This is a genomic window from Arthrobacter sp. NPDC057259 (assembly GCF_042668995.1).
In the GTDB taxonomy this organism is placed as follows: Bacteria; Actinomycetota; Actinomycetes; order Actinomycetales; family Micrococcaceae; genus Arthrobacter.
Window position 1 is genome coordinate 354,859 of the sequence record NZ_JBHUYA010000003.1, and the last position, 21,314, is coordinate 376,172.

Below are 21,314 nucleotides of genomic sequence, written 5' to 3' on the forward strand. Positions count from 1 at the left end.
TATCCACTTGGCCGCACGCCGGCCTGTCGAGGGGTCACCGCGGCGGGGAGATTGGAAGCAGCCGGCCGATGCGCCGGACAACTCGAGAGGACTATCCATGAGCTTCCATCCACAGATCCCCGCAGCCCCGGAGGACGCCTCCGCAGATTCAGCGTCGGCCGAGGTCCGGGAAATCTATCCCGGCGCACGGCAGGCCACTCCCGTCCGGAGCGTCTCGCCTCGCCGCAGGCGGACAAGCATCTGGCACGGTTCCGAGGCAGGAATGGCGACCGCGGAGTACGCGATCGCGACCTTGGCCGCCGTCGGCTTCGCCGGACTTCTGGTCCTGATCATGCGCAGCGACGAGGTGCGCGGATTCCTGCTCAACGTGATCCGGACCGCGCTGGCCCTGCCATGACCCTCTGGCCGGAGGGCAGGGCCCCGACGGATCGGAGGGTGCCTGCACTGCCGGGACGTCAAGGTCCGGCCGCTGCTCCCGGCGAACGTGGTGCCGTGACGGCCGAATTCGCCGTCGCGCTGCCGGCAGTGCTGCTGGTGCTGGGGCTGCTTTTGGCGGGGGCCGCAGCGGGACTGACGCAACTGAGGCTGGAGGAGGCCGCGAGGGCCGGTGCCCGGGCGTTGGCCCGCGGTGAGGACCAGGCGTCCGTATCCGCCGTGGTCCGCCAGGTGGCCGGAGACTCGGCGAGCGCGGTGGTGGCCTCCGACGGCGGGTGGCTCAGCGTCACGGTGACCGGACCGGTCCGGGGCGGCGCGGGCAGGCTCGTGCCGTGGCCATTGACGGCCAGCGCCTCGGCCCGCCAGGAGACCAGCGACGGCGCGGCGATCTCTTCGGACGTCGGAGAGCGGACCGACATGACACCCGCATCCTCGGCTTCCCGGCCGCTTGCGTGGGAGAGAGCGTCTACAAGGCCCTCGCCGGGACGGGGGGTGTCGTGACGCGGACGCGCGTCCAAGGGGCCGAGCGGGGCTCCGGTACCGTTCTGGCACTCGCACTGGTCTTCGTGCTGCTGGTGGCGGGGACTGCAGTGGGACTGCTCGCCCAGGCGGGGGTCCTCGCCTCACGGGCCGCCGCCGCGGCGGACCTCGCCGCCCTCGCGGCCGCCGATGCCGCCCGCGGACTGGCGCCGGGGGAGCCCTGCGCCGTCGCCGCGGAGGTCGCCGCCCGGAACGACGCCCGGATCAGCTCCTGCAGCATCGAGGGCGGGGACACGGTCCAGGTCGGCACCGAACTCTTCACCCGGTCACCGTTCGGGACCGCGACCGGCCTGGCCCGCGCGGGTCCTCCCGCCGGGGAACGCACCCCATGAAGCACCAGCGGCGCCTGGGCCGCCCGGCCCTGGAACCAGTCGGTTGCTACTGGACGGCCGGTGCCTGCGGGGCTCTGTCCAGATCCGCCGGAGGGGTGCTGCCCCCGGTATCGGGGGCCATCTGGTCGGTGGCGTCCGCCAGCAGCATGCCGAGCAGGCGAACGGCGCCGTCCTTGTCGAGCGGGTTGTTCTTGTTGCCGCACTTGGGCGACTGAACGCAGGACGGGCATCCGGACTCGCATTCGCAGGCCTCGATCGCATCCTTGGTGGCGGTGAGCCAGACGCGGGCCTTCTCGTAGCCGCGTTCGGCGAAGCCGGCTCCGCCCGGGTGGCCGTCGTAGACGAAGATCGTCGGCACTCCGGTGTCGGCATCGATCGCAGTGGAGACCCCGCCGATATCCCACCGGTCGCTGGAAGCCACCAGCGGCAGCAGCCCGATGGCCGCGTGCTCCGCAGCATGCAGCGACCCGGGGAACTGCGGCTCGATGAGACCGGCCCCGGTCAGGGAGCGGTTGTCCATGACAAACCAGACCGCCTTGGTGAACAGGTCCCGGGCCCCGAGTTCCAGCGGTTCCTCGCCGAGCACCTCATTCGAGATCAGGGCCTTCCGTTGAAAGGAGACCACCTGTGTCGTCACCTTCACATCGCCGAAATGCACCTCGACATCTCCCCAGCGTGTGGTTCGCTGGGTCTCCAGCACCTCGATCTGGGTTATGTCCCGGGCCGTCGTGTAGTAGTCGGGGTTGGCCCGGCGCACCACTACGCAGTGCTCGGCCTCATTCAGGTCCTCGACGACGTAGCTCTCGCCTTGATGGACGTACACCGCCCCTGTGTGCGCCTGGTAGTGCGTCTGGGGCGAATCCATGGTGCCCAGGAGCGAGCCGGTGTCGGCATCAACAATGCTCACAGGTCCGCCGCCGTCGGCCCGCAGGTTCACCATGGCGGCCGCGCTCTGCGGGTGGGTCCAGAACCAACCGGCGGGACGTTTCCGGAGATAACCCTGTGCCACCAAGCGGTCCAGGAGCCCCTCCGCCGTCGGTCCGAAGAGCGGGACCTCCGCCGGTCCGAGCGGCAGTTCGGCGGCGGCGGCGCACAAATGCGGGCCCAGGACATAGGGGTTCGACGGGTCGAAGACGGTGGCCTCAACGGAGACGTCAAAGATCGCCTCCGGGTGATTCACCAGGTAGGTATCGAGCGGGTCATCGCTGGCCACGAACGCGGCGACGGCATCCTGGCCGGCGCGGCCCGCCCTGCCGATCTGCTGGAACAGCGACGCCCTCGTCCCGGGCCAGCCCGCCACCAGGACGGCATCCAGGCCTGAGATGTCGATGCCGAGCTCCAGGGCGGATGTGCTCGAGACGCCCAGCAGCTCGCCGGACCTGAGCGACCGCTCGAGGGCGCGCCGCTCCTCCGGAAGGTACCCGGAGCGGTAGGCAGCCACGCGCTGCGGAAGGCTGGGATCGACCTCGTCGAGGAGGCGTCTCGTGATGGAAGCGATAGTTTCGGCACCGCGCCGGGACTTGATGAACGCGATCGTCCTGATCCGGGAGGAGACCAGGTTCGCCAGGAGGTCGGAGGTTTCAGCCACGGCGGTCCGCCGTGCCGGGGCCCCGTTCTCGCCGCGCTGTTCCGTCAGCGCCGGTTCCCAGAACGCCACCGTGGTCGCCCCGTGCGGCGAGCAGTCCTCGGCGACCGCTTCGACCGGCGCACCGATCAGCCGGCCGAACGAGGTCCCGGGGTCCGAGGCGGTGGCGGATGCGGCGATGAAGACCGGCCAGGACTGGCCCGTGCCGGCCCCGGCCTCCGCTCCGGAGTTGTAGTAGGCGCAGATCCGGCGGAGCCTGCGCATCAGGTTGGCGACGTGGGAGCCGAAGACCCCGCGGTAGCTGTGCGCCTCGTCCACGATCACGTAGCGGAGGCGGCGGAAGAACCGCGTCCACCAGGCGTGGTTGGGGAGGATACCGAAGTGCAGCATGTCCGGGTTGGCCAGGATCACGTTCGCGTGGTCCCGGATCCAGCGGCGGGAGGACGGGTCCGTGTCCCCGTCATAGGTCTCGGCCCGGACGGTGGAGAGCCCCAGCGACCGGATGGCGGCCAGCTGGTCCGCGGCGAGCGCCTTCGTGGGGGAGAGGTAGAGGGCGACGGCGCCGTCGTCGTGGATCTTTCCGGGATCGGCGCGCACCCGCAGCTCGGACCGGTGCACGGCGTCGAGGGCGGGGAGCTGGTACGCCAGCGACTTCCCGGAGGCGGTGCCGGTGGCGATCACCACGTGCCGGCCCCCGTGGGCGAGGTCGGCGGCCCGCACCTGATGCCGGTACGGCTCGTGGATGCCGAGCCGCCCGTAGGCTTCCACCAGATCCGGGTGCGTCCACGCCGGCCACGGCTCGTTGACGGCCTCGCGGGCGGGGATGGTCCGCACGTGCCGGAGCTGTTCCGGGTCCGCGCCGCGGCCCAGCAGCGGGATCAGGGACTCGTGCGGATTCACTCCAACATTGTTTCACCCGGGCTCAAATCGGGTCCCGGGCTCACAAGGGGCTCACCCAACCGAGAGGTCGGCCCCTTCGTGAGACGAGGAGAGCATCAGGACATGGCAGACCGTGGTCCACCCCAGATGCGAGTAGAGCTGCTGGCCGTCCAGGGACGCCAGCAGCAGCCCGGCCTCGACGTCGTGCTCAAACGCCTGCGCGGCGAGGGCCCGCATCACGAAGCTTCCCAGGCCGCGGCGTTGAAAGCCAGGTTCGGTCACGATCTTGTCGAAGACGGCGGTGTGGTCGGCGACGAAGACGCGCCCGCTCGCCGCGACCTGGTCACCGGCGTAGACGACGGCGTGGTGGACACCGCCCTCCGTCGTGGGAACCCAGCGGAGGTCGTCGTCGGGCAGCCACGGGTCCTCGGCGTCCTGGGTTTCCATGTCCACGACCATCATGGTCTGCGACTGCGAGGTCACGTTCAGCCCGTGCCGGGCGGCCAGCCTGGCGTAACGGTCCACATCGTTGGTGAGGATGGTGAGGATCCGGGCGGGGGCCTCGGCAGTCTTGGCGGCCAGGACGGAAAACTCATTGTCGGAGGGATCGTGGGCGAAATACTCCCAGTCCCCGGTCGAGTCCGCCCGGAGGACCGAGGGAAAACGGCCCTCCCGTCCGGTCTCGTAGCCGCGGCATCCTGCCCAGCCGGCGACCCAGACCTCCAGGAGGTGGGTGGTGTCTTCAACCATCGCGTCCAGACTCATGGGATGAGAGTATTCCAGCCCCGCCGCCAGCAACAGGGTCCGGCCGGGGAGCGGGTGCTTGCTTACGCAATTGTGACCCGGGTGTCGGACCGGCGCCGCGGGCGCCCCGGTCCCGGCCGCCCTGCCGCGCTGGTGGGGCTCGTCTATCAGGCGGGTCCCGGACCCCCTCCCACGCGGGTCGGGCTCACCTGCCGCGCGGTCCCGGGGACCCCCGTCACGAGGGTCCCGGACCCGCATCACGAGGGCCGCGGGGCCACTGTCACGAGGTGCGTGGACCACGCCCGGCAGGGTGGCCGCACCGCAAAGCCCAGTACGCTTAAAGGCGTGGCTCTGAACAAAATCGTCCTCTTTTACGGCTTCACCCCGGTGCTCGATCCGGAAGCAGTGCGCCTCTGGCAGCGCGCCCTCTGCGAAAAACATGGCCTCACCGGCCGCATCCTGATCTCCAAGGACGGCATCAACGCCACCGTGGGCGGCGAGATCGGGGCGGTCAAGCAGTACGTCAAGACAACCCGTGAGTACCCGGGCTTCCGCGGCATCGACGTGAAGTGGTCCGACGGCGGCGCCGAGGACTTCCCCCGGCTCAGCGTCAAGGTCCGGGACGAGATCGTCTCCTTCGGCGCGCCCGGGGAACTCACGGTGAACGAGGACGGCGTCGTCGGCGGCGGCACGCACCTGGCCCCCGAGGAACTGCACACCCTCGTGGAGGCGAAGAAACAGGCCGGCGAGGACGTGGTCTTCTTCGACGGCCGGAACGGCTTCGAGGCGGAGATCGGCCGCTTCAAGGACGCGGTGGTCCCCGACGTCGCGACCACCCACGACTTCATCCGCGAACTGGACTCCGGCAAGTACGACGCGCTCAAGGACAAGCCCGTGGTCACCTACTGCACCGGGGGGATCCGCTGCGAGGTGCTCTCCAGCCTGATGGTCAACCGCGGCTTCAAGGAGGTCTACCAGCTCGACGGCGGGATCGTCCGCTACGGGGAGGCGTTCAAGGACCGCGGCCTCTGGGAAGGCTCGCTCTACGTCTTCGACAAGCGCATGCACCTGGAATTCAGCGACGAGGCGAAGACCATCGGCCGCTGCGCAAGGTGCGAGGCGCCGACCAGCAAGTTCGAAAACTGCTCCAACCCCAGCTGCCGCACGCTGACCCTGTACTGCGCGGACTGCGCCTCGGACCCGGCCACCCTGCGCTGCCCGGACGGCTGCCCCGCCTGACCGCGGGCCCGCGAAGACGCGACGCCGACGCCGACGCGACGCCGACGCCGACGCGACGCCGACGCCGATGCGACGCCGGCGACCGCACCACGAAGCAGGCGTCACAACCGCCCCACCCGGTAGGCGAAATTCGCCGGGGCGAGCGCCTCGACCTTGACCGTCAGGACCGAGTCCGCGGCCAGTTGCACCACGGCGACCCGGGAGGAGCCGCAGCGCAGGCTCAGGTCCACCAGCGCGCTCTCCTTGTCGCTGATGGTGAAGGCCACCCGGCGGGTGCTCCGGCACGCCAGCGACAGGGCGTAGGTTCCGGCCGGGAGCCGCTCGGTGGCCTCGGTGCGGTCCGCTCCGGCGTCGAGCAGCCCGGCCCGGGACTGGAAGATCTGCGCGGTGGTGGCCGGCAGGATTTCCCGGGCCCACTGCTCAAGCTCCGCCCCCATCACCGGGCGGTTCAACGCCGGGTCACGGCTGATCGCGCCGCCGGTGGGTGTCACGGGGCCGGTCGCCGTCGTCCGGCTGCCATCGTCGTACTGGTACTCGCAGCCGCTCAGCCCGCAGGCCAGGGCCGCGGCGAGAGCGACGGCGGCGGGGCGGCCACGCGGGCGCCGCTGCGTCGGGGCCGGCGCGGTGGGCATAATCCGACTCTAAGCCCGTGAACGCCCGGCGGCCAGAGCGCGGACGCCACCCGGAAGAACGCGCCCGGAGGCCCTTACCGGGACGCCGCGGCGGAGCACACCCCGGCGATGAACTCCAGTTTCTCCAGCACCGCCGGTGACAGCACAAACGGGTACAGGTCCTCCTCGCCCATGCTCCGGTTGATTTGGTTCAGGGCGATTGCGAGCGGCAACCACTCGGTGTCCACCGTTTTTCGGAAGGACCTGCCGTCGGCCGCGGGGATGAGTCCGTATTCGCGGGCGGTGTCCAGGGTGTCGCTGATGTGCAGATAGTGCGCGAAGGTCTCGGCGAAATCCTCGTAGGGGTGCATGGTGGCGTAGCGGGAGATGAACCGTTCGTTCCACTCCTTTGGTGCGCCCTCGCTGTAGTGCCGGTCGATGGCTGCCTGGTAGTCCTCGGTGTCGTCGCCGAACAGCCGTCGGGCCGCCGCGGTGGTGTCCCGGTCGGCGAAGACCAAGACGGTCTCGAAGTAATGGCCCACCTCGTGCCGGAAGTGGCCCAGCAGGGTCCGGTACGGCTCGTCGAGTTCGTTGCGCATCCGTTCGCGGTAGCCGTCGTCGCTCTCGTCCAGGTTGATGGTGATGACGCCGTCGGCGTGGCCGGTCACCACGTGCTCGTGGGCGCTGGAGAGCAGGTCGAAGGCCAGGCCGCCGTCGGGATCATCGCTCCGGGGCACGATCGGCAGCCCCAGGGCGTCGAGTTCGGCCACCAGCTGGCGTTTGGACCGCTCCGCCTTAACGAACTGCGTGAGGCCCTTCGCGTCGTCGTCGTTGGGCCGGGTGCGGGTGAGTCCGCAGCTGAAGCACTCACCGCCGCGCTCTGCGGCGAGCCAGGTGCAGGCCGCCAGCCCGGCGTGGGCGCACGGGAACCAGTGGGTGCCGGCGTCGTCCCGGTATTCGCCCGCCGCGTCGACGGCGACGACGGCGCCGCGGGGCCGGAAGTAGGCCAGCCGGGCGCCGCAGTGCAGGCACTCCGGGTTCTCGACGTACACGGCCGAGCCGCAGGAATCACAGGAGTGTCGTTTCACCTCCCGATCCTACGCTCCGGACCGGGGCCAGGTGGTCGGGGGCCCGCGGCCCGGGGCCCGCAGTCCGGGGCCCGCGGCCCGGGGCCCGCGGCCGGAGGGCTACTTTCCGGCGGCCTGACCGCGGCGCCGGAACGTGCCCGCGATGGAGAGTTTGCCGGAGTACTGGATGGAGCCGTACCGGAACAGGTGCGCGGCCAGCCGCAGGATAAGGACGCCCACCACGAGGAGTTCCACGATGATGATCACCGACTCCAGCGGGCTGAGGGTGCCGAATGCGTTCCGCAGCAGGCCCGTGACCGGGGCGGACATCGGGAAGTAGGTGAAGACCTGCACGATCGGTGCCTGCGGGTCGGAGATGATCAGGCTGATCGCGTAGAACGGCACAAAGATCAGCGCCATCAGCGGCCCGAAGATGGTGCCGGCGTCCTTGGTGGTGGGCATGACGGCGCCGATCGCCACCAGCACGCCGGTGAAGACGGTGAAGCCGCCCAGCAGCAGGAGCGCCCCCACCACCATGGGTCCGGGTTCGAAGGTGATGGTGGACAGGTCCAGGGCCGGGAGCGCCAGCTTGTCGCGGAAGAACAGGAAGCCCACGGCCACCGGCGTCAGCAGCACCAGGATCTGTACCGCGCCCACCATGAACAGCGCGGCCACCTTGCCGATGATCAGGGTGGTGGGGTTCAGGGTGGTCAGGATCATTTCTGTGACCCGGTTTTCCTTCTCCTCCAGGGTGCTGCTGAGCATCTGATTGGAGAGCAGGATGATCGAGACGTAGAAGATGACCAGGAACATCAGCGGCGGGATCGCGGAGCCGATGCCACCGGTCAGGCGGCCGTCCTTGAAGGTCTGCGCCTCGGTTTTAACGTCGCCGCTGGCCGCCGCGGTGAGCTGCGGGGAGCCGACGGCGGCCTGCGCCGAGACGGTCAGCAGCTGCTTGGCGACGGCGTCGTACTTGCCGTTCTCGAAGACGCCCCGGTCCGCGCCGTAGATTTTCACCGTCTGGGTGGCCGGTTCGGCGGGGAACGCGAAGTAGGCGTCGCTGCGGCCCTGCTTCACGTCGCGGATGGCCGTCTCCGCGTCCGACGCCTTCGTGCCGCCGATGGCCCGGGCGATGGTGTCCGAGACCAGCCGGGAGTCATCGGTGTAGGTGAAGGAGAAGGACGCAGTCTTCTGCGCGTCGGAGCGGGCCTCGGTGGAGGAGTTGCTCAGGTAGACCAGGGCGAACACGATGGCGATGACCACCGGGATGGCCAGGGTGGCAATCCAGAAGCCGCGCTTCTTCAGCGTCCGGGTGAACTCGAACGCGATCACGGTGCGCAGGTTGTGCCTGGCGAAGGGCCGGCGCGGCGGGACCGGGGCGGGGGCGGCCTTGGCGGGCGCCTCGGGAAGGGTGCTGTGGTGCGTCATCGGGTCCGGGCCTCCGCTAGTTCGTGCTGTTCGCCGTAGACCTTGATGAAGACCTCATCCAGGGACGTCCGGGCGCTGGTGAAGGAGCGGACCGCCACTCCGTGGTCGATGAGTTCGCGCAGCACGGCCGCCTCGTCCGTCCCGCCGCGCGGCGAGAGTTCGGCGTTCCCGCCGGCGTCGCTGACGACGTCGTAGCGCGACGACGCGGGCAGGGTGCCGGAGTATCTGAGCCGGTAGCGGGTGCCGCCGAACTGTTCCTGGACCTCGGAGACGGTGCCGTAGGCGCGGGCCGTGCCGTCCTTGAGCAGGATGACCCGGTCACAGAGCCGCTCCACCTCCTCCATCTGGTGGGTGACCATTATGACGGTGGCGCCGGAGAGTTTTTGTTCGTCGATGATGTCCATCAGCAGCCGTCGGTTCACCGGGTCGAAGCCCTTGGTGGGTTCGTCCAGGATCAGCAGCTCGGGGTCGTTCATGATGGTGACGCCCAGCTGGACCTTCTGCTGCTGGCCGCCGGAGAGCTTGTCCAGCCGGGTGGCGGCCTTGTCGCCGAGGTCCACCCGGTCCAGGTACTCCCGGGACCACGTCCTGGCGCGGGACTTGTCCAGGCCCTTGAGCCGGCCGAAGTACACCATGACGTCCAGCACGGATTCCTTCTTATAGAGGCCGCGTTCCTCCGGCAGGTACCCCAGCCGGGCGCCGTCGCGCGGGCTGAAGGGTTTCCCGCCGATGTGCAAGGTGCCGGCGGTGGGCTGATAGATGCCCAGCAGGGCCCGCAGCGTGGTGGTCTTCCCACTGCCGTTGCTGCCCAGGAAGCCGAATGTTTCCCCGGCCCGGACGTCGAAGGACAGGTCACGGATGACCGTCTTCTCGCCAAAGTCCATGCGGAAGTCTTGAATATGTACCAGCGGCTCCGGTGCCGCGCCCCCCAACGTCATGCGGTCATTTTAGCCGCCGGCAGCCGACGTGAGGTGCCGCGGATTCCCCCGGCGTGGCCCGCGCGAGCCTTGCAGGCCCAAGCGTGGCCGGGCGGCCCGGCCGCCCTAGGGTCAGGCCGCGGGGGTCAGCTGGTACGCGTAGATCAGCGGTGCGTCGACGCTGGAGGCGCTGATCGCCACGGTCCCGGCGGCCGGGACCTTGATGGTGGCGGTCTCGCGACTGCCGTTGCAGGCCGCTCCAGCCTCCGCCAGCTGTTTGCCGTCCAGGCTGACGGCGAAGAATTCCTTGCCGCCACCGTCGCAGCTCATGGTCAACGTGTAGGTGCCGGCCCCGAGGGCGGCGCTCTTCACCACGGGGGTGCGGTTGAGGATCTTCCCCGCGTCCGAGAGGACGATCCCGCTGGCGGAGGGCAGTGCCGTGGCCTTCCAGGCGTTCGCATCCGTTGATTCCACCGACGTGACGGGCGCGCAGGCGGAGGCGCCGAGGACGACGGCGGCGCCGGCCGCCGCGGCGTACGCCCCGTGGAGCAGGCGGCGCGGGACAGGCATCGGGGAAGCAGTGGGCATGCTTCCAACTTACCGGGTCCGCAGCAGGGCCGATGGCCGCCGGATGGCCGCCGACCGCACCCTTGACCTTGACGCAGCGTCAAGATTTACCCTCGAAGAAACGGCCCGGCAGGGCCGTCGGGAGGGACCAAGTGGAGGCAACCGGCATGGAATGGTCCGTGCAGCAGCTGGCCAGGCTGGCCGGCACCACCAGCAGGACGCTTCGGCACTACGACGCCGTCGGCCTGCTCAAGCCCAGCCGCACCGGCGGCAACGGCTACCGCTACTACAACCACGCCGCGCTGCTCCGGTTGCAACGGATCCTGCTTCTGCGGGAACTGGGGCTCGGACTGCCGGCGATCGCCGACGCGCTGGCCCACGAACAGCAGGCCGAACGCGCGCTCGCCGGGCATCTGCGCTGGCTGGTCCAGGAACAGGACCGCCTGGCCCGCCAGATCGCCTCGGTCCGGCGCACCCTCAAGGCAGTGACAAAAGGAGAGGACATCATGGCAGAGGCAATGTTTGACGGATTCGATCACACCCGCCACCGGGCCGAGGTTGAGGAACGCTGGGGCAAGGAGGCCTACGCCCGGGCGGACGCCTGGTGGCGGGGGATGGGCGGCACGGACCGGGACGCCTGGAAGCGGGCCGCGGAACAGCTCAGCGCCGACTGGAAGGCCGCGGCGGAGTCCGGCGGGGCCCCGGACAGCCCGGCGGCCCAGGAGGTGGCCGCCCGCCATGTCCGGTGGCTTGCCGCCATCCCCGGAACCCCGGCGGCGGACGGCGGTGACGGGCTGAAGGCCTACATCCTGGGCCTGGGTGAGCTGTACGTGGCGGATCCGCGGTTCGCCGCGAACTACGGCGGTGCTGCCGGCGCGGCCTTCGTCCGGGATGCGCTGCGGGTGTTCGTGGAGGGGCAGCCTTGGCCCGGCCGGGGTTAGCTAAGCCGGAGGCTCCCGGGCCGCGCCTAAACTTGACCGGTGACCTCCTCGACTCTTTTCACGGCCGGCAACACCCCCGATGCCCCGCGCAGCGACCTCCCGGACCTGACCGGGGCCCTCGCCCGCGACCTGCTGGCCATCGGCTACACCGTCGACGGGGTCGCCGCGTTCCTCGGTGAGGCCGCCCACGCCGCCCTGGCCCGGGACCAGCTCATCCCGGCCCTGATCGCCGTCGACGACGCCGTCGCTGCCGACCCGGCCGCCGCCGCGCTCGCCGCCGTCGTCGGCCTCTGGTTGCTGGCCGAACCGCAGACCGCTGCCGCCCTCGACGCCGCCCTGCCCTCGGTGGGCGCCGCCGGCCTCGGCGAACTCGGCCTCGTGGAAGGGGCGGAGGATGACCTGGTCCGGGCCCGTGTGGACCTGCGGCCCTACGGCTGGGACCCGTCGACAGATGAGGAAGGGCAGCCGAACGGGGGCGCCGACCTCTGGGTAGCCAGCGACTTGGCCGCGCACCAGAGCCCCGGCGTGCTGCGCCGCGACCATGTGCTCGGAATCGGCCAGGCATCCACCACCCTGGTCCAGGTCACCGCCCGGCGGCACGTGGCCCGGGCCCTGGACCTCGGTACCGGCTGCGGCGTTCAGACTTTCCACCTGCTCCACCACGCCGAGCACGTCACCGCCACAGACATTTCCGACCGTGCCCTGGCCTTCACCCGCTTCAACCTGGTCCTCAACGCCCGGGAGCTGCACCTGGACCCGGAGGACCTCGGCGGCCGCGTCACCCTGCGGCGCGGGTCGCTGCTGGAACCGGTCGTTGGGGAGGAGTTCGACCTGGTGGTCTCCAACCCGCCGTTCGTGATTACCCCGCGCACCGCGGGGGAATCGACGGCGGACCAGTTCACCTACCGCGACGGTGGCCTACCCGGCGACGAGATCGTCGCCGCCCTGGTCCGGGACCTCCCCTCCGTCCTGGCGCCCGGAGGCACCGCGCAGATGCTGGGCAACTGGGAAGTCCCGGCCGGCAAGGAGTGGTCCGCCCGGCCGCAGCAGTGGGCCCCGGAGGACGCCGATGTGTGGTTCATCCAGCGCGAGCAGGTGGGTCCCGAGCAGTACGCCGAAACCTGGCTGCAGGATGCCTCCGAGGGCCGGGACCGGGACCTGTACCGCCGTTCCTACGCGGCCTACCTGGACGACTTCGCCTCCCGCGGCGTCACCGCGATCGGCTTCGGCATGATCTTCCTGCGCCGCCCTGCCGCGGAAGCAGGACCGGTGCTGCGCCGCTTCGAGGAGATCACCTACCCGATCGAGCAGCCCGTGGGGCCGCACCTCGGGGCGGCGGTGGAACGTGCCGACTGGCTCGCCGGCCACGACGTCGAGGCGGCGCACCTGCTCGTGGCCGACGACGTCACGGAGGAACGGCACCAGCGGCCCGGCGCCGAGCACCCCGGCGTGATCCTGCTGCGCCAGGGTGCCGGCCTCCGCCGCACCAACCTGTTGAGCACGGAACTGGCCGGCTTCGTCTCAGCGTGCGACGGCGAGCTCACCGCCGGGCAGATCGCCGGGGCGCTCGATGCCCTCCTGGGCGGGTATGAGGGCCACGACAGCGGCGCCTTCCGGCAAAGGCTGCTCGACGACGTCGCCAACCTGGTCCGGGACGGCTTCCTGGTCTCTGCCTGATTGGGGCCCGCCTGATTGGGTCGCGACTGATTGTTCCGTGCCCGGGATGCGCAGGACCACCACCGCCACGGCCGCCGCGACCAGCACTCCCGCGGTGCCCGTGGCGAAGAAGCTGGTGCGGACCGGCAGCGCCGCACCGAGGAGGCCGCCGAGGGCCAGCGCCGCTATTGACACTGCCCGCGTCATCCCGCCAAGGATCGCCATCGCCTGACCGCGCCCGGTCTCCGGAATCCGGAGGATGGTGATCGCCCCGAAGCAGGCGTTCAGGACGCCGCACGCCGCGCCGGTCGCGGTGTAGGCGGCAAACAGCCACGCCACCGTGGGCACCAGGGCCGTCGCCCCAAGGAGGGTCGAGGTCAGCACCATCGCCGCCAGCAGCGCCCGGAGCCGGTTCCGTCCGTTCCCGATCCGGCCGGCGACGGCCGCGCCGGCGGCCATGCCCAGCCCGAAGGCCGCGGCCAGCAGCCCGTACTCCGCCTCGCTGGCGCCCAGTTCGCCGCGGGCCAGGAACACTTCGAGGACGTTGGTGGCCTCGCCGGCGACGATGAAGAACATGGCGCCGAGCACCAGCGCCCACACCAGGACGTCCCGCCGGAGCAGGCGCAGCCCGTCGAGCAGGGCCGGGGCAGGCCGCCCCGCGCGTTCGGCGGCCGTGCCGCGCCGGGTGCGGATCAGCAGGGCACCGGCTCCCATTGCGAGGTAGCAGCCGCCGGCCACCGCCACCACCAGCCCGGGGCCGCCCCAGCCGGTCAGCAGGCCGCCCGCGGCCGGCCCCGCCATGCCGGCGATCATGGTGGTGGCCTGCATGGTGCCCACGGCCTTGGGCGTGCGCTCCTCGCCAACAATCCGGGGCAATAGGGCCTGCCAGGTGGGGCCCGCCACGGCCTGAGCCGCGTCCAGCAGGAAGGTCATGGCAAACAGCAGCGGAAGGTTCAGGGCACCCTCCCGCAGCCCGAAGGCCATCCCCGCCACCGCCGCGGCGCTGGCCAGGGATGCCGCCGTCGCCAGCGTGCGTGAATCCCGGGTGTCTGCGAGCCGCCCGGCCCAGGGGGCCAGGATGACCAGGGGCAGGGCGGAGCAGGCCAGGTAGGCGGCCACCAGCCACGGCCCGGCGCCGGGACCGTTGCCCGCGGACTCCGCCTGGAGCCGAAGCATGACGGTGACGACGACGGCGCCCATGCCGGCGGCAGCGAAGAAGCGGGAGCCACCGGCGAGCAGGAAGTCGTGGTTGCGCCACAAGGGGGCGGCCGGCCCGGAGGCCTTATGAAGTGTTTCTTTCATAACTGGACCATAGGTCAGCGCTCAGCAAGTGTCAAGCATTCCTTTCATAGTTTGGAAACCGTCGCTAGACTGGGTGAGTGAAGACAGAGAACCCGCCGGCGGATTCCGCCGAGGCGCCGGCCGGCAAGCGCAGGCCGCGACCGGAACAGAAGGTGGAGATCACCGACCCCAAGGCCATCCGGGCCCTGGCCCACGCCGCACGGCTGGAAGTGATCTCGGAGCTGTACTCCACCCAGGTCAGCCGCACCGCCACGGAGCTTGCGGCACAGACCGGGCTGACCCCCAGCGCCATGAGCTACCACCTGCGGGCCCTGCAGAAATGGGGGATCGTGGTGCCCGCGGCCACCGCCGGGGACGCACGCGAGCGCCGCTGGAAGGCCGCCGGAACGGACTTCACCATCAAATCCGGCGGCGGACCGGCCAGTCCGGAATTCGCCGTCCTGGACCTGGAACTGGACGCCTACCGCCGACGGGTCAAGGCACACGCCGAGGCCCGGGATGAGCAGCGGCGGCGCGGCGAATCCGGGGAACCGCCCGCCTCGGTAGTGCTGGCCAGCAACCTGCTCTATCTCACGCCGGCCCAGCGTACCGAGCTGACGGAGCGCATCTTCGGGCTGCTGCGCGACTACGAACTCGAGGCGCCGGACGCGATCCCGGACGGGGCCGTCCGGATGGCCACCATGTGGTCGATGATCCCGGACGACCGCGGCGGCCCCGCGGCCGTCTGAAAACTCCCTGACAGCCCCTACGAACTGGAGAGTGCACGTGACTGCACCGCTTGCCCCCATCCACGTGGACGAATACCTGCCGCACCCGCCGGCGGCCGTCTGGCGCGCCCTGACCGAGCCGCCCCTGATCGCCGACTGGCTCATGGACAACAATTTCGAACCGGTCGTCGGGCACGACTACATCATGCGGGGGACCCCGGTCCCGGCCGTCGGCTTCAGCGGCCTGGTCGCCAGCCGTGTCCTGGATGTCCGGGACGGGCGCCTGCTCCGGATCTCATGGCGGGACGCTGAAGCGGGGAACGACCTGCAAAGCACCGTCACCTGGACCCTCGCCCCGGAGGGAACGGGGACGCGGCTGGCTATGGTCCACGAGGGATTCGACCCCGCGGAGCCCAGCCACGCCGTCGCCCACCGCATCATGGCCGGAGGCTGGCAAGGCCACCTGCTGACACGGCTGAAGGAGACCCTCGGCCGCATCGCAGCCTAGCCTCACAGCAGCGTCGGCACGGGTCCGACGCCGCCGCGCATTTGTGCATCAATGCGCGGTATTCCGCAAAATATGGTGAACTAGGCGGATATGGGCGGTTCTGCCCGAGCAACCTTTTTTCTGTAGGAGCACCGTGCCAAGCAAGGCCCCCACCGGCAAGAAACTCGTGATTGTGGAGTCTCCGGCCAAGAGCAAGACCATCGCCAAGTACCTGGGCGAGGGCTTCATTGTCGAGGCCTCCATCGGTCACATCCGTGACCTCCCGCAGCCCTCGGAGCTCCCCGCGGAACTGAAAAAGACGTCGGTGGGCAAGTTCGCCGTCGACGTCGACCACGACTTCAAGCCCTACTACGTGGTCTCCCCGGACAAGAAGAAAAAGGTCGCCGAACTCAAGGCCCAGCTCAAGGGCGCCGACGCGCTCTACCTCGCAACCGATGGGGACCGCGAGGGCGAGGCCATCGCGTGGCACCTGCTGGAGGTCCTCAAGCCCAAGGTCCCGGTGTACCGGATGACCTTCGGTGAAATCACCAAGGAAGCCATCCACCGCGCCATGGACAACCTGCGCGACGTGGACCAGGACCTGGTGGATGCCCAGGAAACGCGCCGCGTGCTGGACCGGCTCTACGGCTACGAGATCTCCCCGGTGCTCTGGCGCAAGGTGGCCCGCGGGCTCTCCGCCGGCCGCGTGCAGTCCGTCGTGACCCGCATGGTGGTGGACCGGGAACGCGAGCGGATGGCCTTCAAGGCCGCCTCCTACTGGGACCTGACGGGACAGTTCGGCACCGACGCCGGAACGGCTTCCTCGTTCAAAGCAAAGCTGGCGTCCGTGGACGGCTCGAAGGTCGCCAGCGGCCGGGACTTCAACGACGACGGCGAACTCACCGCCCGCGGCGTGGTCCACCTGAACCAGGAACTCGCCCTGTCCCTGGCCTCCGGCCTGCAGGAGGCGGAATTCCGCGTCCGCTCCGTCGACACCAAGCCCTACACCCGCCGACCCACCGCGCCGTTCACCACCTCCACGCTGCAGCAGGAGGCTGGCCGCAAGCTGCGCTTCTCCTCAAAGAGCACCATGCAGGTGGCCCAGCGGCTGTACGAAAACGGCTACATCACCTATATGCGTACCGACTCGAACGCGCTGAGCAACGAGGCCATCACGGCCGCGCGGCGCCAGGCGTCCGAACTGTACGGCCCCGAGTACGTCCCGGCCTCGCCCCGCGTGTACAGCGGCAAGGCCGCCAACGCCCAGGAGGCGCACGAGGCCATCCGTCCTGCCGGCGACTCCTTCCGCACCCCGGCGCAGGTGGCCAAGCAGCTCTCCGGCGACGAGTTCCGCCTCTACGAGCTGATCTGGAAGCGCACCGTCGCTTCCCAGATGGCCGACGCCAAGGGTTCGACGGCGACCATCCGCCTCGGCGCGATCGCCACCGACGGCCGGGATGCCGAATTCTCCGCCTCCGGCACCGTCATCACCTTCCCCGGCTTCCTCGCCGCCTACGAGGAAGGCAAGGACGAGAGCCGCGGCGACGACGACTCGGACGAGGCCCGCCGGTTGCCGAACGTGGCCAAGGACGACGTCCTCACCGCCGCCGACATCACCGCCGTCGGCCACGAGACCTCGCCGCCGCCGCGCTTCACCGAAGCGTCGCTGACCGCCGAGCTGGAGAAGAAGGGCATCGGCCGCCCGTCGACCTACGCCTCCACCATCTCCACCATCCAGGACCGCGGCTACGTCCGGAAGCAGGGCTCCGCGCTGGTTCCGAGCTGGATCGCGTTCTCCGTGGTCCGGCTGCTGGAGCAACACTTCCATGACTACGTGGACTACGACTTCACCGCCGACATGGAAGCGGACCTGGACAAGATCGCCAACGGCCAGGAGGCCGGCCCGTCGTGGCTGAAGCACTTCTACTTCGGCGCCGACGCCAAGCCGGGCCTGCTCAGCATCGTGAACAACCTGGGCGAGATCGACGCCCGGGAGATCAACTCCATTCCGATTACGGACGGCATCACCCTGCGCGTGGGCAAGTTCGGTCCGTACCTGGAAAGCTCCGTCCCCACCGTGGACCCGAAGACTGGCGAGGTGGTCGAGTCGGCCCGGGCCAACGTCCCCGAGGACCTGGCCCCGGATGAGCTCACCGCCGCCAAGGCCGTGGAGCTGATGGAGACCGCCGCCCCCGAGGAACGCGTCCTCGGCGTGGACCCGCACACCGGCCACACGGTGGTGGCCAAGAACGGCCGCTACGGCGCCTACGTCACCGAGATCATCCCCGAGATGACCGAGGAACAGCTGGCCAGCCTGCCGGTGGAGTATTACAAGAACGGCAAGCCGAAGCCGCCGAAGAAGCCGGTCAAGGCCAAGCCGCGCACCGGTTCGCTCTTCGCCTCGATGACCGTGGACTCCGTGACCCTGGACGAGGCGCTGCAACTGATGAGCCTGCCGCGCGTCGTGGGCCAGGACGCCGAGGGCACCCCCATCACGGTGCAGAACGGCCGGTTCGGCCCATACCTGAAGAAGGGCACGGACTCCCGCTCGATCGGCTCCGAGGAGGAGATCTTCACGATCACCCTCGAGCAGGCGCTGGAGATCTACTCCCAGCCCAAGCAGCGCGGCGCCCGTGCCGCGGTGCCGCCGCTGGCCGAGTTCGGCCCGGACCCGGTCTCGGAGAAGAACATCGTGGTGAAGGAAGGCCGGTTCGGCCCGTACATCACCGACGGCGTCACCAACATCACCGTCCCGCGGAGCACCTCCGTCGAGGAGCTCACCCGGGAACAGGCCGTGGAACTGCTGGCCGAGAAGCGCGCCAAGGGCCCGGTCAAGCGTAAGCCCGCCGCCCGCAAGGCACCGGCCCGGAAGGCCGCAGCCAAGAAGTAGGCGCCGGGCGTTCCGGGCGTCGCGTCCGGCGTCCGGCGCGCGGGTTCGGTGCAGGCCCGCCGTCTGGAAACAGCGACGGCGGGCCGAACCTGCGAGCGGAACGCAGGCCCCGGCGGGGCCTGCCGGGGCCGTGGCCGCCGTCGTCGGGAATTGCGCCCCGGGCCGCAAAGTGATCGAGTGGGACAATGACTGAACAGCCCACACCCATGGATTCACAGCCGCTCAACGACCTCGAGGAGAAGCTCGCCCGGGGGGAACAGCCGGATGCCAACCCGGTGGATGTCATCCTGTCTTTCCTCAACAATGAGGTCTACATCGTCAGTTCGGACACTCTGGAGGGCCCCGACTCGCAGGTGGAGCCGCTGGTGCTGGCCAACGCCTCCGGCAACCCCGTGCTGGCCGTCTTCTCCCACCCCAGCCGCGTCACGGAGCAGTACCTTGCCGCCGCGCCGAACATCCTGGGAACCCAGGGCGCCGCGATCCTCGGCAACCTCGGCGACGAGCTCGGCATGGTCATCAACCCCGGCGCCGCCTACGGCTTCGAGATCGACCCGGAGGGTGTGGCCAACATTCGCCGCGACTTCAAGCCCGCCGACGAGGACGAGGCCGGAACCGAGGCCTAAGACCCGGCACCCACCAGCGCCTGCGGACCAGCAGTGGTCCGCGGGCGCGGCTCTTTAGGCGGCCGGTACCCGCCGGGCAATAATGTGCCTATGCGACTAGGCGTACTCGACATAGGGTCCAACACCGTCCACCTTCTCCTCGTGGACGCCCATCCCGGCGCCCGGCCGGTGGCCTTCGCCTCGCACAAGCGCTCCCTCTCCCTGGTCCAGCATCTGGATGGCGACGGCAACATCAGCGACGACGGCCAGAACGAGCTCGTGGAGTTCGTCCTCGAGGCCTGGGAATTTGCCGCCAAGCACAAGGCCGAGGACCTGCTGGCGTTCTGTACCTCCGCCATCCGCGAGGCCACCAACGGCAGCGAGGTCCTGGCCCGCGTCAAGCACGAGACCACCGTGACGCTGCGCGAACTCAGCGGCAGCGAGGAGGCGTCCATGACCTTCTTCGCCGTGCGCCGTTGGTACGGGTGGGGTGCCGGGCCCATGCTCAACCTGGACATCGGCGGCGGCTCCTTCGAAATGGCCTACGGCGAGGACGAGTTGCCGGAGCTGGCCATGTCCGTCCCGCTCGGCGCCAGCCGCCTGACCCGCGACTGGCTGCCCGAGGACCCGCCCTCCGCCAAGAGCGTCAAGGACCTGCGCGGTTACATCCGGGAGACCCTGAAACCCGTCGTCAAGGAGTTCCAGAGCCTGGGCCGGGCCAATCACGTGGCCGGCACCTCCAAGACGTTCCGGTCGCTGGCCCGGATAGCCGGCGCGGCCCCGAGCGGCGCTGGCGACTACGTCAAGCGTGAGCTCTACGCCACGGACCTGGGGCTTTGGGCGCAGCGCATCTCGGCCATGGAGATCGAGGACCGCCTGCACCTGCCCGCCGTCTCCGAGGCCCGGGCGCCCCAGTTGCTCGCCGGCGCGCTCGTGGCGGAGGCCGCCCTGGAAATGTTCGAGTTCCCCAGCCTGGAGATCTGCCCCTGGGCGCTGCGCGAGGGCCTGATCCTTCGCCGGCTGGATCAGTTGGTCACCGAGGGGCCCCTGGAGCCACCGCCCCACGTGGCCCTGGCCAGCCAGCCCGCCGAGTTGCAGGCCCCGGACGACGACGAGAAGGACGAGGGCGACGACTCGGACGACGACGACAAGAAGAAGGACGCCGCCAAGAAGGACAAGGATCAAGACGCCGAGGACGCCGACGAGAAGAAGGACAAGGATCAAGACGCCGAGAGAAACGGCAAGAAGGACAAGAAACACTAGCCGGGCTGTCCCCGCTCGGGAGGGCGCCGGGACGCCGTCATCGACGGCTCCGCTCCGAACCGTTCGTTAACGCGAAAGCACCGGCCGTCGTTCGCGGGAAAATGGGGGAAACCCGCTGCTGACGACCGGTGCCGGGGCAGGCATCCGCATGCCTGCTGCATCACTCGCACCCTCTTGATGAGGTACTAACTACGGTAGGGGCCGAGGATGGGAGCAAGCTGGCTCGAGGTTGTGAGCTGGCTGTGAATCGGGGCCGACTGCAATGATGGGGGCATGAGCAACCGAATCGCCTTTCTGGGCTGTGGGTCAATGAACGAGGCAATCCTGGGCGGACTGATCGCCGGCGGGACCGATCCCGCGGACATCGTGGCCACCGTGCGGAGGGCCGGGCGGGCCGCGGAACTGGCAGAGCGGCACGCTGGCATCACCGCGATCGCCGGTGAAGAGGAACCCGAGAACAATGTGCAGGCCGCCACCGGTGCCGATGTCGTGATCTTGGGCGTCAAGCCCGTGGGAACCGCGGCGCTGGCCCGGGAGATCAGCGGGGCGCTCTCGCCGGACACGCTGGTGGTCAGCGTCGCCGCGGCCGTGTCCCTGGAGCAGCTGGAGGCAGCGCTGCCGGCCGGGCAGCCGGTGATCCGCACCATGCCCAACACGCCCGCCCGCCTGGGCCGCGGCGTGGTCTCCGTCTCCGGTGGGACGCACTGCTCGGCGGAACAGCTGCAGCAGGCCAAGGACATCTTCGCCGCCGTCGGCACCGTCGTCGAGATCCCGGAATCCCAGGTGGACGCGCTCTCCGCGGTCAGCGGCTCCGGCCCGGCGTACGCCTTCTACCTCGCCGAGGCGATGGCCGCCGCCGGCGTCGAGCTGGGCCTGGAGCCGGAGCTGGCCAAGCTGCTGGCCAGGGAGACCGTGGCCGGTGCCGGCCTGATGCTCGCCGAACCCGGCGCCGACCCCACTACCCTGCGGATCGCGGTGACCAGCCCGAACGGGACGACCGAACGCGCGATCGCTACCTTCGACGAGCAGGGGCTGCCCGGCATCATCGCCGCCGGCGCCCGGGCCGCCGCGGAGCGCGCCGCCGAGATCACCAAACAGCTGGGCTGACACCCAACCCACCCG

At 70.0% G+C, this 21,314-nt stretch carries 19 protein-coding genes and 1 pseudogene; 12 read left to right on the forward strand and 8 right to left on the reverse strand.

The window, feature by feature from the left end; genetic code table 11:
- Positions 1-97: 97 nt before the first annotated feature.
- Genes ACFUCU_RS07600 through ACFUCU_RS07610 form a run of 3 tightly spaced genes read left to right on the forward strand, consistent with a single transcriptional unit; the run spans position 98 to position 1,307 of the window.
- Positions 98-397 (forward strand): DUF4244 domain-containing protein, encoded by a 300-nt coding sequence (locus ACFUCU_RS07600; protein WP_377971775.1) that lies wholly within the window; start codon positions 98-100, stop codon positions 395-397.
- On the forward strand, positions 394-936 hold the full coding sequence (locus ACFUCU_RS07605; protein WP_377971777.1) for a TadE family type IV pilus minor pilin: 543 nt from the start codon (positions 394-396) through the stop codon (positions 934-936). Before ACFUCU_RS07600 ends, ACFUCU_RS07605 begins: the two co-directional genes overlap by 4 nt.
- Positions 933-1,307 (forward strand): Rv3654c family TadE-like protein, encoded by a 375-nt coding sequence (locus ACFUCU_RS07610; RefSeq protein WP_377971779.1) that lies wholly within the window; start codon positions 933-935, stop codon positions 1,305-1,307. The genes ACFUCU_RS07605 and ACFUCU_RS07610 overlap by 4 nt, the downstream gene beginning before the upstream one ends.
- Before the next feature lie 46 nt (positions 1,308-1,353).
- Here ACFUCU_RS07610 and ACFUCU_RS07615 read toward each other — a convergent pair whose 3' ends face one another.
- Positions 1,354-3,792, reverse strand: coding sequence for a DEAD/DEAH box helicase (locus ACFUCU_RS07615; protein WP_377971780.1), 2,439 nt, complete (start codon positions 3,790-3,792; stop codon positions 1,354-1,356).
- A 51-nt stretch (positions 3,793-3,843) separates the two neighbouring features.
- Positions 3,844-4,536 carry a GNAT family N-acetyltransferase gene (locus ACFUCU_RS07620; protein WP_377971782.1) on the reverse strand — a complete coding sequence of 231 codons (693 nt, stop codon included), beginning with the start codon at positions 4,534-4,536 and terminating at the stop codon, positions 3,844-3,846.
- Between the two features lie 324 nt (positions 4,537-4,860).
- Here ACFUCU_RS07620 and ACFUCU_RS07625 point away from each other — a divergent pair, with 324 nt between their 5' ends.
- Positions 4,861-5,754 (forward strand): rhodanese-related sulfurtransferase, encoded by an 894-nt coding sequence (locus tag ACFUCU_RS07625; RefSeq protein ID WP_290256146.1) that lies wholly within the window; start codon positions 4,861-4,863, stop codon positions 5,752-5,754.
- 101 nt (positions 5,755-5,855) lie between these two features.
- Here ACFUCU_RS07625 and ACFUCU_RS07630 read toward each other — a convergent pair whose 3' ends face one another.
- From ACFUCU_RS07630 to ACFUCU_RS07650, 5 genes are all read right to left on the reverse strand, one after another.
- A complete protein-coding gene (locus ACFUCU_RS07630; RefSeq protein ID WP_377971784.1) occupies positions 5,856-6,386 on the reverse strand; it encodes a hypothetical protein in 531 nt (176 codons plus the stop codon).
- 74 nt (positions 6,387-6,460) lie between these two features.
- A complete protein-coding gene (locus ACFUCU_RS07635; protein ID WP_377971786.1) occupies positions 6,461-7,453 on the reverse strand; it encodes a putative zinc-binding metallopeptidase in 993 nt (330 codons plus the stop codon).
- A gap of 99 nt (positions 7,454-7,552) precedes the next feature.
- Entirely contained in the window at positions 7,553-8,860 is a 1,308-nt protein-coding gene (locus tag ACFUCU_RS07640) for an ABC transporter permease (protein ID WP_377971787.1), read from the reverse strand.
- Entirely contained in the window at positions 8,857-9,798 is a 942-nt protein-coding gene (locus ACFUCU_RS07645; RefSeq protein ID WP_377971789.1) for an ABC transporter ATP-binding protein, read from the reverse strand. The genes ACFUCU_RS07640 and ACFUCU_RS07645 overlap by 4 nt, the downstream gene beginning before the upstream one ends.
- Before the next feature lie 111 nt (positions 9,799-9,909).
- The gene (locus tag ACFUCU_RS07650; protein WP_377971791.1) at positions 9,910-10,365 is read right to left on the reverse strand and encodes a hypothetical protein; all 456 of its coding nucleotides are present in this window, start codon (positions 10,363-10,365) and stop codon (positions 9,910-9,912) included.
- Positions 10,366-10,511: 146 nt separating this feature from the next.
- On the opposite strand from ACFUCU_RS07650, the gene ACFUCU_RS07655 reads away from it, so the two are divergent.
- Positions 10,512-11,285, forward strand: coding sequence for a TipAS antibiotic-recognition domain-containing protein (locus ACFUCU_RS07655; RefSeq protein ID WP_377971793.1), 774 nt, complete (start codon positions 10,512-10,514; stop codon positions 11,283-11,285).
- Positions 11,286-11,324: 39 nt separating this feature from the next.
- The gene (locus ACFUCU_RS07660) at positions 11,325-12,962 is read left to right on the forward strand and encodes a methyltransferase (RefSeq protein WP_377971795.1); all 1,638 of its coding nucleotides are present in this window, start codon (positions 11,325-11,327) and stop codon (positions 12,960-12,962) included.
- Between the two features lie 30 nt (positions 12,963-12,992).
- Here ACFUCU_RS07660 and ACFUCU_RS07665 read toward each other — a convergent pair.
- Positions 12,993-14,243, reverse strand: a pseudogene (locus tag ACFUCU_RS07665) (MFS transporter); the annotation flags it as partial.
- Positions 14,244-14,320: 77 nt separating this feature from the next.
- On the opposite strand from ACFUCU_RS07665, the gene ACFUCU_RS07670 reads away from it, so the two are divergent.
- The 6 genes from ACFUCU_RS07670 (at position 14,321) to proC (ending at position 21,299) form a co-directional block, all read left to right on the forward strand.
- A complete protein-coding gene (locus tag ACFUCU_RS07670) occupies positions 14,321-14,971 on the forward strand; it encodes an ArsR/SmtB family transcription factor (RefSeq protein WP_377971797.1) in 651 nt (216 codons plus the stop codon).
- A 37-nt stretch (positions 14,972-15,008) separates the two neighbouring features.
- Entirely contained in the window at positions 15,009-15,458 is a 450-nt protein-coding gene (locus ACFUCU_RS07675) for an SRPBCC domain-containing protein (protein WP_364133804.1), read from the forward strand.
- 133 nt (positions 15,459-15,591) lie between these two features.
- Positions 15,592-18,327 (forward strand): type I DNA topoisomerase, encoded by a 2,736-nt coding sequence (gene topA / locus ACFUCU_RS07680; protein ID WP_290256136.1) that lies wholly within the window; start codon positions 15,592-15,594, stop codon positions 18,325-18,327.
- Between the two features lie 185 nt (positions 18,328-18,512).
- A complete protein-coding gene (locus ACFUCU_RS07685; RefSeq protein WP_290256135.1) occupies positions 18,513-18,950 on the forward strand; it encodes an SseB family protein in 438 nt (145 codons plus the stop codon).
- A gap of 90 nt (positions 18,951-19,040) precedes the next feature.
- Positions 19,041-20,192 (forward strand): Ppx/GppA phosphatase family protein, encoded by a 1,152-nt coding sequence (locus ACFUCU_RS07690; protein WP_377971799.1) that lies wholly within the window; start codon positions 19,041-19,043, stop codon positions 20,190-20,192.
- 273 nt (positions 20,193-20,465) lie between these two features.
- Positions 20,466-21,299, forward strand: coding sequence for a pyrroline-5-carboxylate reductase (gene proC, locus ACFUCU_RS07695; protein WP_377971801.1), 834 nt, complete (start codon positions 20,466-20,468; stop codon positions 21,297-21,299).
- Positions 21,300-21,314: the final 15 nt, after the last annotated feature.

Bases quoted from the DNA above. Each gene is read 5' to 3' on its own strand.
- ACFUCU_RS07650 (WP_377971791.1), bottom strand. From the start codon at position 10,365: ATGCCCACTGCTTCCCCGATGCCTGTCCCGCGCCGCCTGCTCCACGGG.
- proC (WP_377971801.1), top strand. From the start codon at position 20,466: ATGAGCAACCGAATCGCCTTTCTGGGCTGTGGGTCAATGAACGAGGCA.
- ACFUCU_RS07630 (WP_377971784.1), bottom strand. From the start codon at position 6,386: ATGCCCACCGCGCCGGCCCCGACGCAGCGGCGCCCGCGTGGCCGCCCC.
- ACFUCU_RS07600 (WP_377971775.1), top strand. From the start codon at position 98: ATGAGCTTCCATCCACAGATCCCCGCAGCCCCGGAGGACGCCTCCGCA.
- ACFUCU_RS07685 (WP_290256135.1), top strand. From the start codon at position 18,513: ATGACTGAACAGCCCACACCCATGGATTCACAGCCGCTCAACGACCTC.
- ACFUCU_RS07605 (WP_377971777.1), top strand. From the start codon at position 394: ATGACCCTCTGGCCGGAGGGCAGGGCCCCGACGGATCGGAGGGTGCCT.
- ACFUCU_RS07640 (WP_377971787.1), bottom strand. From the start codon at position 8,860: ATGACGCACCACAGCACCCTTCCCGAGGCGCCCGCCAAGGCCGCCCCC.
- ACFUCU_RS07620 (WP_377971782.1), bottom strand. From the start codon at position 4,536: ATGAGTCTGGACGCGATGGTTGAAGACACCACCCACCTCCTGGAGGTC.
- ACFUCU_RS07645 (WP_377971789.1), bottom strand. From the start codon at position 9,798: ATGACGTTGGGGGGCGCGGCACCGGAGCCGCTGGTACATATTCAAGAC.
- ACFUCU_RS07690 (WP_377971799.1), top strand. From the start codon at position 19,041: ATGCGACTAGGCGTACTCGACATAGGGTCCAACACCGTCCACCTTCTC.
- ACFUCU_RS07655 (WP_377971793.1), top strand. From the start codon at position 10,512: ATGGAATGGTCCGTGCAGCAGCTGGCCAGGCTGGCCGGCACCACCAGC.